The sequence below is a fragment of the Pseudomonas sp. WS 5411 genome, assembly GCF_012985595.1.
Lineage (GTDB): Bacteria > Pseudomonadota > Gammaproteobacteria > Pseudomonadales > Pseudomonadaceae > Aquipseudomonas > Aquipseudomonas shahriarae.
The window spans coordinates 49291-65384 of the sequence record NZ_JAARMC010000009.1 but is presented as its reverse complement, the minus strand read 5'-3'; the positions used below and the strand labels follow the sequence as shown (position 1 = coordinate 65384).

14 protein-coding genes are annotated in these 16094 nt (G+C 62.7%); 11 read left to right on the top strand and 3 right to left on the bottom strand.

Annotation, left to right across the window (positions count from 1 at the left end; genetic code table 11):
• Nucleotides 1-18: 18 nt before the first annotated feature.
• A complete protein-coding gene (locus HBR93_RS14780; protein WP_169960572.1) occupies nt 19-486 on the bottom strand; it encodes a PAS domain-containing protein in 468 nt (155 codons plus the stop codon).
• A gap of 103 nt (nt 487-589) precedes the next feature.
• Here HBR93_RS14780 and HBR93_RS14775 point away from each other — a divergent pair, with 103 nt between their 5' ends.
• Nucleotides 590-1045, top strand: a complete 456-nt coding sequence (locus HBR93_RS14775) for a flavodoxin (protein ID WP_057444540.1) — start codon at nt 590-592, stop codon at nt 1043-1045.
• Here HBR93_RS14775 and HBR93_RS14770 read toward each other — a convergent pair.
• The gene (locus HBR93_RS14770) at nt 1026-1922 is read right to left on the bottom strand and encodes a LysR family transcriptional regulator (RefSeq protein ID WP_057437816.1); all 897 of its coding nucleotides are present in this window, start codon (nt 1920-1922) and stop codon (nt 1026-1028) included. The two genes, HBR93_RS14775 and HBR93_RS14770, sit on opposite strands and share 20 nt — an antisense overlap.
• 92 nt (nt 1923-2014) lie before the next feature.
• Here HBR93_RS14770 and HBR93_RS14765 point away from each other — a divergent pair, with 92 nt between their 5' ends.
• From HBR93_RS14765 to HBR93_RS14730, 8 genes are all read left to right on the top strand, one after another.
• Nucleotides 2015-2407: a CidA/LrgA family protein gene (locus tag HBR93_RS14765; protein WP_120731676.1), complete on the top strand. Its 393-nt coding sequence runs from the start codon at nt 2015-2017 to the stop codon at nt 2405-2407.
• Nucleotides 2397-3083: an LrgB family protein gene (locus tag HBR93_RS14760; RefSeq protein WP_169960571.1), complete on the top strand. Its 687-nt coding sequence runs from the start codon at nt 2397-2399 to the stop codon at nt 3081-3083. The genes HBR93_RS14765 and HBR93_RS14760 overlap by 11 nt, the downstream gene beginning before the upstream one ends.
• Nucleotides 3084-3236: 153 nt before the next feature.
• Nucleotides 3237-4019 carry a class II aldolase/adducin family protein gene (locus HBR93_RS14755; RefSeq protein WP_057958329.1) on the top strand — a complete coding sequence of 261 codons (783 nt, stop codon included), beginning with the start codon at nt 3237-3239 and terminating at the stop codon, nt 4017-4019.
• Nucleotides 4019-4963 carry an alpha/beta hydrolase gene (locus tag HBR93_RS14750; protein ID WP_057437820.1) on the top strand — a complete coding sequence of 315 codons (945 nt, stop codon included), beginning with the start codon at nt 4019-4021 and terminating at the stop codon, nt 4961-4963. Before HBR93_RS14755 ends, HBR93_RS14750 begins: the two co-directional genes overlap by 1 nt.
• Nucleotides 4964-5161: 198 nt before the next feature.
• On the top strand, nt 5162-6073 hold the full coding sequence (locus tag HBR93_RS14745; RefSeq protein WP_169960570.1) for an SDR family oxidoreductase: 912 nt from the start codon (nt 5162-5164) through the stop codon (nt 6071-6073).
• 483 nt (nt 6074-6556) lie between these two features.
• Nucleotides 6557-8347, top strand: a complete 1791-nt coding sequence (locus HBR93_RS14740) for a DUF1302 domain-containing protein (RefSeq protein ID WP_120731682.1) — start codon at nt 6557-6559, stop codon at nt 8345-8347.
• Between the two features lie 30 nt (nt 8348-8377).
• Nucleotides 8378-9745: a DUF1329 domain-containing protein gene (locus tag HBR93_RS14735; protein WP_169960569.1), complete on the top strand. Its 1368-nt coding sequence runs from the start codon at nt 8378-8380 to the stop codon at nt 9743-9745.
• A 153-nt stretch (nt 9746-9898) separates the two neighbouring features.
• Nucleotides 9899-12439, top strand: a complete 2541-nt coding sequence (locus tag HBR93_RS14730) for a LuxR C-terminal-related transcriptional regulator (RefSeq protein WP_169960568.1) — start codon at nt 9899-9901, stop codon at nt 12437-12439.
• 149 nt (nt 12440-12588) lie between these two features.
• Here the strand turns inward: HBR93_RS14730 and HBR93_RS14725 are convergent, their stop codons facing one another.
• The gene (locus HBR93_RS14725; protein WP_057958335.1) at nt 12589-13377 is read right to left on the bottom strand and encodes an IclR family transcriptional regulator; all 789 of its coding nucleotides are present in this window, start codon (nt 13375-13377) and stop codon (nt 12589-12591) included.
• A gap of 119 nt (nt 13378-13496) precedes the next feature.
• Between HBR93_RS14725 and hmgA the strand changes: the two genes are divergently transcribed.
• A complete protein-coding gene (gene hmgA / locus HBR93_RS14720; protein ID WP_057444536.1) occupies nt 13497-14780 on the top strand; it encodes a homogentisate 1,2-dioxygenase in 1284 nt (427 codons plus the stop codon).
• 3 nt (nt 14781-14783) lie between these two features.
• Nucleotides 14784-16082 (top strand): fumarylacetoacetase, encoded by a 1299-nt coding sequence (gene fahA / locus HBR93_RS14715; RefSeq protein WP_169960567.1) that lies wholly within the window; start codon nt 14784-14786, stop codon nt 16080-16082.
• The last annotated feature ends 12 nt before the right edge of the window (nt 16083-16094 follow it).

Genomic DNA, 16094 nt, shown 5'->3' with positions numbered 1-16094 from the left:
CCCTAAAGACCATATTTTCTAAAGTTTGTTAGATCCGCTCGTCGCCCGGAGCGTTGCCAACTCGGCCGTAAGTGCTGCTACCTGGGCTTCCAGCTGGGTCACACGCTGCTGGGCCTTGACCTGAATCGTGACATCTTTTTGCACGCCGACGAAGTAAGTCTGCTGATCGGCCTGGTTATAAACCGTCGATAATGACAGTTCATTCCAGAAATGCGTGCCGTCCTTGCGGTAGTTGCGCAGGATTTCCCGGCATGCGCCGCCACTGTCCAGGGCTTCGCGAATGGCCATCAGGGCCGGCTGGTCGCGGTCACCCGATTGCAGGAAGCGGCAATCCTGATAAAGGACGTCGTCCAGGTTGTAGCCGGTCATGCGTTCGAAGGCGGGGTTCACGTAAATCAGCGGCTTGTCCTTGCCTTCCCGTTCCGCCACGACAATCCCGTCGTTGGAGGCATTGACCACCATTTGCATGAGCTTGGCGTTGATCATTGAGCGATCCATAGCGTGTTTGTGGATTTCTTAGTGTAGGGCAACCCACCCGGCTGCCAACTGTTAATATCCCAGGTTTTCACTCAACTACAGGATCAGATTGATGAAAGTCGCCATCCTTTCCGGCTCGGTCTATGGCACGGCAGAAGAAGTTGCCCGCCACGCCATGGGTATCCTCAATGCAGCCGGTTTCGAGGCCTGGCATAACCCGCGGGCGACCCTGGCCGATGTGCAGGCCTTCGCCCCGGACGCCTTTCTGGCCGTCACCTCCACCACCGGCATGGGCGAACTGCCGGACAACCTGATGCCGCTGTATTCGATGATCCGCGACCAATTGCCCGCCGCCTGGCGCGGTTTGCCTGGCGCGGTGATCGGCCTGGGCGACGCCAGCTACGGCGACACCTTCTGTGGCGGCGGCGAGCAGATGCGTGAGCTGTTCGGCGAATTGGGGGTGCGCGAAGTCCTGCCAATGCTGCGCCTGGATGCCAGCGAAAGCGTCACCCCGGAAGCTGACGCGGAGCCATGGCTGGCAGAGTTGGTCAGCGCACTGCGCGGCTGATCGGGTATTCGCGCAGCAGCGCCAGCCAGGCCAGGGCGGCTTTCGACAGATAGGCGCCCTTGCGCCAGATAAAGGCGATATCCCAACGTAGGAATTGCGGTGCCCTGAGTGTCAGGCGCACCACGCCGGGACGTTCCAGCCCACGTGCGACCACGCTGGGCAGAAGCACCACGCCCTGGCCGGCGGCCACCAGTGCCACCAGAAAGTCCGCCTGGCCACTGCGCCCACTTTCCCGGGGTGTGAAGCCCAGTTGCTGGCAGGCCTGGAGTAGCCGGTCATTGAGCACAAAGCTGCGCTGGTACATCAAAAATGGCGTGTCGGCCAGTTCCTCCAGGCCAATCTCTGTGTGCTGCGCCAATGGGTGGTCCACGGGCAGCAGCGCATCCAGCGGTTCATCACAGAAGGCTTGCCAGGCGAAGGCCGGATCGGTGGGCAGCAGGCTGCCGCCGACGTCCAGCTCACCCGCGAGGATTGCCTGCTCAATATTGCGGCTGCCGCCTTCGAGCAATTGGATGCTGACATTGGGGTAGCGCCGGCGATATTCGGCAAACAGCCCGGCAAACAGGGTGTCGCCCCCCAACTGCGGCAGGCCCATGCGCAACTCGCCACGGGTGAGTTGATTCAAGTCGTCCAGCTCGCTCAGCAGCTCGGTTTGCAGGCGCAACATGGCTTCGGCCCGTTGCAGCACCACCTGCCCGGCGGCGGTCAGGCGCACCTGGGAGCCAATGCGGTCGAGCAGCGGCGTGCCCAGGCTTTGCTCCAGTTGCGCCACTTGCTTGCTCACGGCGGACTGGCTGATATGCAAGGTTTTCCCGGCCTGGGTAAACCCGCCACGGTGGACCACTTCGATAAAGCTGCGCAGTTGTTTGAATTCCATTGCGGTAATTCCTGTTTGGAATGGCTTGCAGTCTAACAATTCGCTTCGGGTATGCCACGCGGCTCTTTAAAATGAAGGCCTGCGAGGAACCTATGTCTACTAAACGCTTAACCTTCAAACATCTGGGCCGGCTGCTGGTTGAGTTGCTGGTATTGCTGGCGATTTACTTGCTGGGCTGCCAAGTGGCCGTGTGGCTGGCCTGGCCGATCCCTGGCGGGGTGATTGGCCTGGGCTTGCTGTTGCTGGTGTTCGCCAGCGGCCTGATCAAACCGGCGGCCCTGCAATTGGGCGCTGGCCTGCTGATGGCAGAGATGCTGCTGTTCTTTATCCCGGCGCTGATGAGCCTGCTCGATTACGGTGGCCTGATGCGCCATGACGGCTGGCGGATCATGCTGGTGATCGCCCTCAGTACCCTGATGGTGATGCTGGTCACGGCGTTTACCGTCGAACTGGTCTGCCGCTGGAAGTTGCGCCATGAAGCTTGAACTGATGCCGCTGTTCTGGCTGGCCCTGACCCTGGTGGCCTATGGTTTCAGCCGCTGGATCTATCGGCGTACCGGGCGCTACCTGCTGTCGCCACTGATTCTTGTGCCCGCGCTGCTGCTGGCGGTGGCCGTGCCACTGAACACCGCCTATGCCGAGTACTCCACCGACACCCATTGGCTGATGCTGGTACTGGGGCCGGTCACGGTGGCGTTCGCCATTCCGATCTGGCAGCAGCGCCAGTTATTGATGCGGCACTGGTCGGCGTTGCTGCTGGGGATGCTGGCGGGTAGCGCGGCATCCATTGGCACCTCATTTGGCCTGGCCAAGGCCCTGGCCCTGGACAGTTCGGTCACGATGTCGTTGGTGCCACGCTCGATCACCACGCCCTTTGCCATGCCCCTGGCCCATGACTTGGGCGGTGTACCGGAGCTGACGGCAGTATTTGTGATGTTCACCGGTGTGTTCGGCGCCATGCTCGGCGGGGTACTGCTCAAGTGGTTGCCGCTGCGCAGTGCCCTGGCGCGGGGCGCGTTGTTTGGCGTGGGCGCCCACGGTGCGGGCGTCAGCCGTGCCCATGAAGTGGGGGGCGAGGAGGGCTCGGTGGCCGGACTGGTGATGGTCCTGGCCGGTTTGCTCAACCTGTTTGCCGCGCCTTTATTGGCGTCGCTTCTCTGACACCTTGTTGTACGAATATGAACTATCCTCGTAGTTGACTCGCTCGGTCATCAAGCTGGCTGCCAACGCAACTACGGCTGCCCCGAGGTCTGGCTAGACTGGCCCATCACCCTAAAAAAATAATAAGAACACCACAGCGTCGAGGTCATTGCCGTGAGCCTAGCCCCCGTTCAATCGACACAGAGTGTGAAAGACCAGGTCAGCGCCGCCGAATGGCAGGCCCGTATCGACCTGGCCGCCTGCTATCGCCTGGTGGCCCTGCATGGCTGGGATGATCTGATTTTCACCCATATCTCGGCCAAGGTGCCGGGCACCGAAGACTTCCTGATCAACCCGTTCGGGCTGATGTTCCACGAAATCACCGCCTCCAGCCTGGTCAAGGTCGACCAGGCCGGCAACAAGTTGATGGACAGCCCCTACGAGATCAACCCGGCCGGCTACACCATCCACAGCGCGGTACACGAAGTACGCCACGACGTGGTCTGCGTGCTGCACACCCACACGGCGGCTGGCGTGGCCGTGTCGGCGCAGAAGCAGGGCGTGCTGCCCATCAGCCAGCAATCGCTGTTCGTGCTGTCGAGCCTGGCCTATCACGCCTACGAAGGCGTAGCGCTCAACCACGAGGAAAAGGCCCGCCTGCAGGCCGACCTGGGGCCGAACAATTTCCTGATGCTGCACAACCATGGCCTGTTGACCTGCGGTGCGACCATCGCCGATACGTTCCTGATGATGTTCACCTTCCAGCGCGCCTGCGATATCCAGGTGCTGGCGCAAAACGGCGGTGCGGAATTGATTGCCATCGAGCCGCAGATTCTGGCGGGGGCCAAGGCGATGATTGCTGGGGTTACCAAGAGCGCCCAAGGCATGGGCGGTGCGCTGGCCTGGCCGGCATTGCTGCGCAAGCTGGACCAACAAGACCCAGGATACCGACTCTGATGCCACTGGCCGAGATCCCCCTGAGCGCCTGGCGCAAGCGCGGGCAGAGTTTTGTCTTTCGCGGGCAGACCCTGCGTTATTGGGTGGCCGGGCAGGGCGAGCCCTTGCTGCTGATCCACGGTTTCCCCAGCGCCAGTTGGGACTGGCATTACCTCTGGCAGCCCCTGGCCCAGCGTTATCAGGTGATCGCCTGCGACATGCTCGGCTTCGGCGACTCGGCCAAGCCCCTGGACCACACTTATTGCCTGCTGGAACAGGCCGACCTGCAACAGGCGCTGCTGGCCCATCTGCGGATTCAACAGCCGGTGCATGTCATGGCCCATGACTACGGCGACAGCGTGGCCCAGGAACTGCTCGCCCGGCACTACGAAGGTCGTTTTCAACTGGCCAGTTGTGTATTTCTCAATGGCGGGCTGTTCCCCGAGACCCACCGCGCGGCGCTGGTACAAAAACTCTTGCTCAGCCCCCTGGGGTGGATGATCGGTCGCGCATTCGGGCGCAACGCCCTGGCCGACAGCTTCAAGCAGATCTTCGGCCCCGACACCCGTCCCAGCGAAAGTGCCCTGGATGATTTCTGGAGCTTGATCGAAAACAACGACGGCCCGCGGATCCTGCACAAACTCATCGCCTACATTCCCCAGCGCCGTCGCCAGCGTGAGCGCTGGGTGGCGGCCATGCAGCGCGGCGAAGTGCCGTTGCGGGTGATCGATGGCGAAGTCGATCCGGTCTCCGGCGCGCACATGGTCGCGCGTTACCGCGAGTTGATACCGGACGCCGACACGGTGTTGCTGGCCAATATCGGCCACTACCCGCAGATCGAGGCGCCGGTGCAGGTGCTCAAGCATTACCTGGCATTTCGCGACGGCATCGGCAACAGCAAAGACCCGCTATGGGAACTGGCTTGTGTAGGAGCTGGCTTGCCTGCGATGGGTACACCTCGGTAAATCAGTTGTACCGAGGTGATGCAATCGCAGGCAAGCCAGTTCCCACATAAGCCAACTGCCACACAAGCTATCTCCTGCATCAGTTCAATCATCCCCGTGCCTTATTGCGCACCATTCACCCCCGCCCGTATTTATTGTGACCACAAGCCCGGTGCCTGACACTCAAGCCATCGTCCACTGTCTTCGCTGGAGTTCCCTATGAGTGAGTCTGTGCAGTTCCAAGATAAAGTCGTGATCGTCACCGGGGCCGGGGGTGGTTTGGGCCGTGCCCATGCGCTGCTGTTCGCCAGGCACGGGGCCAAGGTACTGGTCAACGACCTTGGCGGCTCGACTCAGGGCGAAGGCGCCAACGCCTCGGCGGCCGACCGCGTAGTGGCCGAGATTCGTGAGGCCGGCGGCATTGCCGAGGCCAATCACGATTCGGTGACCGACGGCGAAAAGATCGTGCAACACGCCCTCGACGTGTTTGGCCGCATCGACGTGGTGGTGAACAACGCCGGGATCCTGCGGGACAAGACCTTCCACAAGATGGAGGACAGCGACTGGGACCTGGTGTACCGCGTGCACGTCGAAGGCGCCTACAAAGTGACCCGCGCCGCCTGGCGGCATATGCGCGAGCAAGGCTACGGCCGGGTGATTTTCACCGCGTCCACTTCAGGCATCTACGGCAACTTCGGCCAGTCCAACTACGGCATGGCCAAGCTCGGCCTGTATGGCCTGACCCGCACCCTGGCGTTGGAAGGGCGCAAGCACAACATCCTGGTCAACGCCATCGCGCCCACTGGCGGCACGCGCATGACTGAAGGGTTGATTCCGCCGCAGGTGTTCGAGCGACTCAAGCCCGAGCTGGTCAGCCCGCTGGTGGTGTACCTGGGCAGCGAGACCTGCCAGGAAACCTCGGGGCTGTTTGAAGTGGGCGGCGGCTGGATCGGCAAGACCCGCTGGGAACGCAGCCTGGGCGTAGGCTTTGATCCTGAGGCTGGCTTCTCGCCAGAGGATGTGGCGGCGCACTGGCAGCAGATCTGCGACTTTGAAGGGGCGGCCCATCCCAAGGACAATATCGAAGCCTTGAAAGAGATGATGGACAACCTGCAGAAGTACAGCCTGTGATCGTTACCTGAAAAACATTTAATCCTGCGGGGCGCTGAGAGCGCCCCGCTTTGTTTCAGGCATAAAAAAGGCCGCTGCAAAAGCAGCGGCCGAAGTAAGACGTTGGATCAAGGAGCTACAAATCAACGTCAGTGAACACCGTTAACAGACTGAAAATAAGCTTCAATCCATCCAGAACTGGCTTTCGTGAAGCAGGCGGTTTGCCTTGAAAGCCCGGCAAGAATAGTCCGTTGTAACAGAATGAAAAACACTGATTCAGGACAAGGACTGTTACCAAAACAACAACAGTGGCGCCCCTGCCGGGCGGGGGTATCCATTCTCTTGATGGCGCTCCATCCACTGCGTCCATAGCCCCGCCGATACCCACGCTAGAGCCTGCGCTAATCCTTTCGAGCGACACAACGAATACCTCCTTGGTGCGCTTATCGCTCCTGCTGGCGGGCAGTAGGGTGGGGCCTTCTGTCACACCACCGGGGAAGACGCATGACAAAAACAACAATGCGCGCCATCTTCAGGCCACAGGCGCTGGCCGCTGCGGTTGCTTTGGGCTGCTGCGTTCAGGCGCAGGCTGTTTCATTCAATATCGGCGAGATCGAGGGTCAATTCGATTCATCGCTGTCGGTCGGGGCCAGTTGGGGCATGCGCGATGCCGACCGCAAGCTGGTGGGGACGGTCAACGGGGGCAGTGGCCAGGCCTCCACCGGGGATGACGGGCGCTTGAACTTCAAGAAGGGCGAAACCTTCTCGAAAATCTTCAAGGGCCTGCACGACCTGGAACTCAAGTACGGCGATACCGGTGTGTTTGTGCGGGGCAAATACTGGTACGACTTCGAACTCAAGGACGAAGACCGCGAGTTCAAGCCGATCAGCGACCACAACCGCAAGGAAGGCTCCAAGTCCAGCGGTGCGCAGATCCTCGATGCCTTCGTCTATCACAACTATTCCCTGGGCGACCTGCCGGGCACCGTGCGCGCCGGTAAACAGGTGGTCAGTTGGGGCGAAAGTACCTTCATCGGTAACTCCATCAACAGCATCAACCCCATTGACGTCTCGGCCTTCCGCCGGCCGGGCGCCGAGATCAAGGAGGGCCTGATTCCAGTCAACATGCTGTTCGCCTCCCAGGGCCTGACCAACCAACTGACTGTGGAAGGTTTCTACCAGTTGGAATGGGACCAGACCGTGCTGGATAACTGCGGCACCTACTTTGGTGGCGACGTGGCGGCCGATGGCTGCACCGACAACTACACCGTTGGCAGCCCGGCGATCCGCCCGCTGCAACCGGTCGCTGCCGCGTTCGGCCAGGGTTTTGGCGTAACCAATGAAGGGGTGATCGTACGCCGCGCCGCCGACCGTGACGCCCGGGATTCCGGGCAGTTCGGCATGGCCTTGCGCTGGTTGGGCGATGACACCGAGTACGGCCTGTACTTCATGAACTACCACAGCCGCACACCGACGGTGGGCACCCTCACGGCCAACACCAACCTGGCGACCATCGGCAATATCATCAATACCGCCAACGGCATTGCCCCCGGCAGTGGCGCCGGCCTGGCGCAGAGCGTGATGCTCGGGCGCGGCCAGTACTACCTGGATTACCCCGAAGATATCCGCCTGTACGGCGCCAGCTTTTCCACGACCCTGCCCACCGGCACGGCCTGGACCGGGGAAATCAGCTACCGCCCCAACGCCCCCGTGCAACTCAACACCACTGACCTGACCCTGGCCCTGGTCAACCCGATTGCCGGTAACACCGTGTCACCTATCAGGAGCTCATTTGGCGCCGACAACATCGGCTACCGGCGCAAGGAAATTACCCAGTTCCAGACCACCATGACCCAGTTTTTCGACCAGGTGCTGGGCGCCGAACGCCTGACCGTGGTGGGCGAGGCGGCCATCGTGCGGGTCGGCGGGCTGGAGAACAAAACCAAGCTGCGCTACGGCCGCGATTCGGTCTATGGCCAATACGGCTTTGGCGGTGACACCGACGGCTTCGTCACCGCGACCTCCTGGGGTTATCGGGCCCGGGCGATCCTCGACTACAACAACGTGATCGCCGGGATCAACCTCAAGCCCAACCTGTCCTGGTCCCATGACGTCAAGGGCTACGGCCCCAACGGCCTGTTCAACGAAGGGGCCAAGGCGCTCAGCGTCGGGGTCGATGCGGACTACCGCAACACCTACACCGCGAGCCTGAGCTACACCGACTTTTTTGGCGGTGACTACAACACCCTGACCGACCGTGACTTCCTCGCCCTCAGCTTCGGCGTGAACTTCTGATTCGGCTAAAAAAGAACAAGGACAACAACCATGCGTAAGACGATTTTGCAGTGCGGTGTGCTGGCCCTCGGCCTGTTGGCCGCCAACGTGATGGCCGCGGTGTCACCGCAGGAAGCCGCCAAGCTGGGGACCACCTTGACCCCGGTGGGGGCGGAGAAGGCCGGTAACGCCGATGGCTCGATCCCGGCCTGGACCGGCGGCATCCCGAAAAACGCCGGTGCGGTGGACAGCAAGGGCTTTTTGGCCGACCCGTTTGCCAATGAAAAACCGCTGTTCGTGATCACTGCGGCCACGGTCGACAAGTACAAGGACAAACTCTCGGACGGCCAGGTGGCGATGTTCAAGCGTTATCCCGAGACCTACAAAATCCCGGTCTACACCACTCACCGCACGGTCAACCTGCCCGACGATATCTACGAGTCGATCAAGCGCAGCGCGCTCAACGTCAAGTCGATCAACGACGGCAACGGCTTGGAAAACTTCACCGGCAACCGCTATTACGCCTTCCCGATTCCGAAGAATGGCGTCGAGGTGTTGTGGAACCACATCACCCGTTACCACGGCGGCAACCTGCGGCGCATCATCACCCAGGCCACACCGCAGACCAACGGCAGCTACACGCCGATCCGCTTCGAAGAAGAAGTGGCGGTGCCGCAACTGATCCCGGACATGGACCCGGCCAAGGGCGCCAACGTGCTGACCTTCTTCAAACAGTCGGTCACCGCGCCCGCCCGCCTGGCGGGTAACGTGCTGCTGGTGCACGAAACCCTCGACCAGGTGAAGGAACCGCGCCTGGCGTGGATCTACAACGCCGGTCAACGCCGCGTGCGCCGTGCACCGCAAGTGGCCTACGACGGGCCGGGTACCGCGTCCGACGGCCTGCGCACCTCGGATAACTTCGACATGTTCTCCGGCGCGCCAGACCGCTACGACTGGAAGCTGGTGGGCAAGAAGGAAATGTACATTCCCTACAACGCCTACAAGCTCGACTCGCCATCCCTCAAGTACGACGACATCATCAAGGCCGGCCATATCAACCAGGACCTTACCCGCTATGAACTGCACCGGGTCTGGGAAGTGGTCGGCACGGTCAAGCCCAACGAACGGCACATCTATGCCAAGCGCCACATGTACATCGACGAAGACAGCTGGCAAGTGGCGCTGGTGGATCACTACGACGGCCGTGGCCAACTGTGGCGCGTTGCCGAAGGCCATGCGCAGTTCTACTACAACCACCAGACCCCGGCCTACACGGTCGAGACCCTGTACGACATCATCGCCGGGCGCTACATCGCCCTGGGCATGAAGAACGAGGAGAAGAGCAGCTTTGTGTTCGGCTTCAACGCCAAGGCAGCGGACTACACCCCGGCGGCCTTGCGCGCCTCGGGCGTACGCTGACCTGAGGTTGTAAACCCAATCCTGTGCCGGGCTCACATGAAGCCCGGCTTTTTTATGCTCGGCAATCAGCCCGCTGAATACTTCTTCAACAACGCCCATTGACAGGACTACGGTAGTCCGCACGCCGCATAACAATAAAAAAGGGACGCTGTAATGACCGCCATGACCCGTCGCCTGGATCGTCCTGGATTCATGCCACGTCTGTCTTCCCACCATTTGCTGCGCCCACGCCTGGCCGAGCCGTTGCGGGGTACCGAGGCGCGGGTCCGGTTGCTGTGCGCGCCGGCCGGCAGCGGCAAGAGCGCCTTGTTGGCCGAATGTGCCCTGCAGGCCCCGGCGAGCTGCCAGGTGTATTGGTTGCCGCTCAATGGCGCGGCTTTGGCCCCGCTGGATTTCTGCCAGCGCCTGGCCCAAAGCCTGGGCCTCGCGTTTGTCGATGAAGCCAGCTTGCTGCTGGACCTGAGCCGCTGGCAAGCGCCGGCCTGGCTGTTTCTCGATGACTATTGCCGGGTGTCGGCACCAGCCCTGGATGCCTTGCTCGATCGGGTGCTGACGGCCAGCAGCCCGGCCTTGGTCTGGTGGCTGGGGGCGCGGCGCCGACCGGCCTGCAATTGGCCGCGGCTGTTGCTCGATGATGAATTGTGGGAGTGCGGCGGCACCGAGTTGGCGTTCGATCAGCGCGAGGTCCAGCAACTGCTCGAGCATCACGCCGCCGCCGGGCAGACTGCCGACAAGGTCCTGCAATTCAGCGCCGGTTGGTGCGCTGGCGTGCGTATTGCCCTGCTGGAAGGCGACAGCCATCCCGACAGCGGCGCCTGGCATGGGCGTTCCCAGACCCTACTCGACTATCTGCAGCACGAGCTGTTCAGCACCCTGCCTGAAGAGCTGGAGGAGGCCTGGCGCGTACTGGCGCACTTGCCACGTTTTAACCAGGGGCTATGCGAACACCTGTTTGGCTTTGGCGATGGCGCCGACTACCTGCGTGAACTTCAGGCCCTGGGGGCGTTTATCGAGCCCTGGGAAGACTCGCCGGACTGGCTGCAGGTCTTCACCCCCCTGGCCCAGTTGCTGCGCGACGAACCCTGGCCGGCCCGGCGCTCCTGGCACCGGCGCGCCTGCCAATGGTTCAGCGCGGCCCAGGATTGGCAGGCGGCGTTCGAGCAAGCGCTGTTGGCCGAGGAGTACGAAGCGGCGGTGAGCCTGTTGGAGCACTTCAGTTTCGAAGACCTGTTCCGTCAGCAAAACGCCGTGTTGTTGTTGCGCCTGCATGAGCAGCACGGTGACGAGTTGATGCTCGGCTCGGCGCAACGGGTGGGGCTGGTCACCGCCGCCTTGCTGTTTGCCGGGCGTTTCGAGCAGGCCGCGCAATGTGTTGATCAACTGGCACGTTTCACCCCGCAACCCACGGCCGCCTTGCAACGGCATCTGCTGGCGCGCTGGCAGGCGCAGTGGGGATGGTTGTTGCATCTGGGGGGCGAAGCGGTGCGGGCCCGCGCGCACTTTCTCGATGCGTTGAATGATCTGCCGGACAGCGCCTGGACGTCGCGCCTGATGTGCCTGTCTGGGCTGACCCAGCAAGCGCTGTTGCGCGGCGAACTGGACGTGGCCCAGGCCCTCAACCGCGAGGCGCTGTGCCTGGCGCGGGCCCATGGTTCGCTGTTGCTGGAGGCGCTACTGGAGCTGGATCATGCGCAACTGCTGGAGCAGCGGGGCGCACCGTACCGGGCCCAGAGCCTGCTGGAAGGCGTGCAGGCCATGTTGATCCAGCAGCGTCTCAAGACCGGGCCGCTGATGGGCCGGATTGCCTTGCGCCGAGGGCATCTGGCACTGCGCCAGGGGCATGACGCCCTGGCCACCGAATGTCTCGAAGCCGGCCTGGGCATGTGCCTGCATAGCCAGGACAAGCGCGTGCTGTATGGCTTCCTCGGGTTGGCAATGCTGGCGGCCAACCGCGGCGACTACGCCCAGGCGTTTATCCAACTGCGCGACGCCGAGCGCCTGATGCAGCGCCGGCAGGTGCCCGATACGGTGTACCGGGCGGTGCTGCTGTTGCTCAGCGGGCATTTCTGGCTACAGCAGGGGCGGGCCGAACTGACCCTGGAAGCGGTCAGCCGGGTGCTGCGCCATTATCACGGCCCCCACGCCAAGCAGGCGCCGCCGGCGACCCTGGAGTTGATCCCCCGGCTGGAGTACCTGCTGGTGTTGGCCCAGGTCAAACTGCGCCGCGCCGAGCACCCCATCCAGCGGCTCACCGCCTTGCTCGACACCGCCCGCGAGTCTGGCATGCAGTGCCTGGAAGTGGAGTTGCAGTTGGTGCTGGGCGAGGTGGCCTGGCAACTGGGGGAGAAAGCGCTGGCGGTGCGTGCGCTGCAAACCGGTCTGGCCCTGGCGGCGCGCTGTCAGGTGCAGCAGGCGGTGCGTGAACTGCGCCTGCGCCAGCCGGGGTTGCTCAGTGAATTGGGGCTTGAACCTCAGGAGGCAGTGGCGGCGCCGGGGGAAAACCCGTTGAGCCAACGGGAGCTGGAAGTGTTGCAACTGATCGCGCTGGGCAACTCCAATCTGGAAATTGCCGACCTGTTGTTTATCTCGCTGCACACGGTGAAGACCCATGCACGGCGGATTCACAGCAAATTGGGGGTGGAGCGGCGCACCCAGGCGGTGGCCAAGGCCAAGAGCCTGGGCCTGATGGCCTGAGCGACGGTACTACAGGCAATGGAGATCAACTGTGGGAGCTGGCTTGCCTGCGATGGCGGTGGGTCAGTTGATACATTCTGCGACTGACCCACCGCCATCGCAGGCAAGCCAGCTCCCACATTAACCTGTGTGCATTCAGTATTGGTGGATCAGGGTTGATAACCCATCCGCCAACTCACCGCCTGGCTCGCTGCCAGCAATTGCCGGGCCGCCGGTCCATCTTCATCGGCATGGAACAACGAGGTCGGCCCCACCACCGTCATCACCGCCACCACCTGCCCCAGCGCATTGAATACCGGCGCCGACAGCGCATCGACCCCCGGCATCAGCAAACCATGCACAAAGTGCAGGCCACGCTGGCGAATCTGTTCACAGGCCTGCACATACGCCTGGTCGTCCGCCAGCGCATGGGCGATGCCGGCCTGGATCTCCTGCGCGCGCAGGTCAACGGTTTCGCGCTCTGGCAAAAACGCGCTGAACACCAGCCCCGTCGAGGAGCTGAGCAGCGGCAGCACCGAGCCCAATTGCGTCACCACCGTGACCGCACGCACCGCCGGTTCGATATGCACCACGGTCGCGCCGTGGTTGCCCCATACCGCGAGAAAGCAGGTTTCATTCAACTCGTCGCGCAGCTGCGCCAGGGGCAGGGTGGCGACTTTCAGTACGTCCATGCTGCCCAGCGCCGCCAGCCCCACGCGCAAGGCCTCGCGGCCCAGGCCGTAATGGTTGGTGGCTGCGTTCTGTTCGGCAAACCCCGAGGCAATCAGGGCCTGCAAGTAGCGGTGGACCTTACTGGCCGGCATCTGCACGTGCTCGGCCAGGCGCGACAGGGATGTGGCCGGCGACAGTTCGGCCAGGGCCTTGAGGATGTCGGTGCCGACTTCGGCCGAGCGGACTTTCTGTTTACCGGTGTCGCGGGGGGCGGGCGGCTTTTCCATGGAGAGCGTGTGTCCGAAAGACGAATGGCGGTCTTTATAGCTTGACGGTCGATACGGAGCAAATTACGTTATGCGTAACTGGATTACGATAAAAACAACTTCCTTACTGAGGACGATCCATGACCCTCGATTATCAATCGGGCTTTGGCAATGAATTCGCCAGCGAAGCCTTGCCAGGTGCACTGCCGGTCGGCCAGAACTCCCCGCAAAAAGCGCCCTACGGGCTGTACACCGAACTGTTCTCCGGCACCGCGTTCACCATGGTGCGCAGCGAAGCCCGGCGCACCTGGATGTATCGCATCCAGCCGTCGGCCAATCACCCGGCATTCATCAAGCTGGACCGGCAACTGGCCGGCGGCCCGCTGGGCGAGGTCACGCCCAACCGCCTGCGCTGGAACCCGCTGGATATACCTGCACAACCCACCGACTTTATCGACGGCCTGGTCGGCATGGTGGCCAACGCCGGCGCCGAGAAACCCTCCGGCATCAGCATCTATCACTACCGTGCCAACTGCTCCATGGAGCGGGTGTTCTTTAATGCCGACGGCGAACTGTTGATCGTCCCTGAGCAAGGCCGCCTGCGCATCGCCACCGAACTGGGGGTGCTGGAGGTCGAGCCGCTGGAAATCGTCGTGTTGCCACGGGGCCTGAAATTTCGCATCGAGCTGCTGGATGCCCAGGCTCGCGGCTACGTCGCCGAAAACCACGGCGCGCCGCTGCGCCTGCCGGACCTGGGGCCGATTGGCAGCAATGGCCTGGCCAACCCCCGGGACTTCCTGACCCCGGTCGCCCACTACGAGCATCTTTCGCAACCCACACCCCTGGTGCAGAAGTTTCTCGGCGAGCTGTGGGGCTGCACCCTCGACCACTCGCCGCTGAACGTGGTGGCCTGGCATGGCAATAACGTGCCGTACAAATATGACCTGCGTCGCTTCAACACCATCGGCACGGTGAGCTTCGATCACCCGGACCCGTCGATCTTTACTGTGTTGACCTCGCCCACCAGCGTTCACGGCCTGGCCAACCTCGACTTCGTGATCTTCCCGCCGCGCTGGATGGTGGCCGAGAACACCTTCCGTCCACCCTGGTTCCACCGCAACCTGATGAACGAATACATGGGCCTGATCCAGGGTGCCTATGACGCCAAGGCCGAAGGCTTCCTGCCCGGCGGCGCGTCGCTGCACAGTTGCATGAGTGCCCACGGCCCGGATGGCGAGACCTGCACCAAGGCCATCGCCGTCGACCTGGCGCCGCACAAAATTGATAACACCATGGCCTTTATGTTCGAGACCAGCCAGGTGCTGCGCCCGACCCGCTTCGCCCTGGATTGCCCGCAATTGCAAAACACTTACGACGCTTGCTGGGCCACGCTGCCGGCAACCTTCAACCCGAATCGGAGATAAGCCATGACGCAGTCCACTCTCACCCGCAGTTGGGTGGCCTCGGCCAACGGTCACACGGACTTCCCCCTGCAGAACCTGCCCCTGGGCATCTTCAGCCACAACGGTTCGGCACCGCGCAGTGGCGTGGCGATCGGCGAGCACATTTTTGATCTGCAAGCGGCCCGTGACCTGTTTGACGGTGAAGCGCGCCGCGCCATCGACGCTATGGCGGACGGCCAACTGAACGCCTTCTTCGAACTGGGCCGCGGCCCACGGGTGGCACTGCGCGAACGCCTGCTGGAACTGCTCGCCGAGGGCAGCAGCCAACAAGCCAAGCTGCAAGCCCTGGGCGCCCAGGTGTTGCCACTGGCCGCCGATTGCCAGATGCACCTGCCGGCGAAAATCAACGATTACACCGACTTCTACGTCGGCATCGAACACGCGCAGAACGTCGGCAAACTGTTCCGCCCGGACAACCCCTTGCTGCCCAACTACAAGTACGTGCCGATTGGTTATCACGGCCGCGCCTCTACCATCCGTACCTCCGGCACCGAGGTGCGCCGGCCTAAGGGCCAGACCCTGCCAGCCGGCCAGACCGAACCGACCTTCGGCCCGTGCGCACGCCTGGACTACGAGCTGGAACTGGGCATCTGGATCGGCCAGGGCAATGCCATGGGCGACTCGATTGCCATTGGCGATGCCGCCGAGCATATCGCTGGCTTCTGCCTGCTCAACGACTGGTCGGCCCGCGATATCCAGGCCTGGGAATACCAGCCGCTGGGGCCGTTCCTGTCGAAAAGCTTTATCACCAGCATCTCGCCCTGGGTGGTCACGGCCGAAGCCCTGGAACCGTTCCGCAAGGCCCAGCCCGCGCGCCCGGCCGGCGATCCACAACCGCTGCCGTACCTGCTGGACCCCCGTGATCAGGCCGCTGGCGGCTTTGATATCGAACTGGAAGTGCTGCTGACCACCGCCGCGATGCGCGAGCAGAACCTGGCGCCCCATCGCCTGACCCTGAGCAACACCCAACACATGTACTGGACCGTGGCGCAAATGGTCGCGCACCACAGCGTCAACGGCTGCCAACTGCAGGCCGGCGACCTGTTTGGTTCGGGCACCCTGTCGGGCCCCGAGGCCGGTCAGTTCGGCAGCCTGCTGGAAATCACCGAAGGCGGCAAAAAGCCGATCGAACTGGCCTCCGGCGAAGTGCGCAAGTTCCTCGAAGACGGCGACGAAATCATCCTGCGCGCCCGCTGCCAGCGTGAGGGGTTTGCCTCCATTGGTTTCGGCGAATGCCGTGGCACTGTGGTCGCCGCGCGCTAAGGGGGCGAGGGG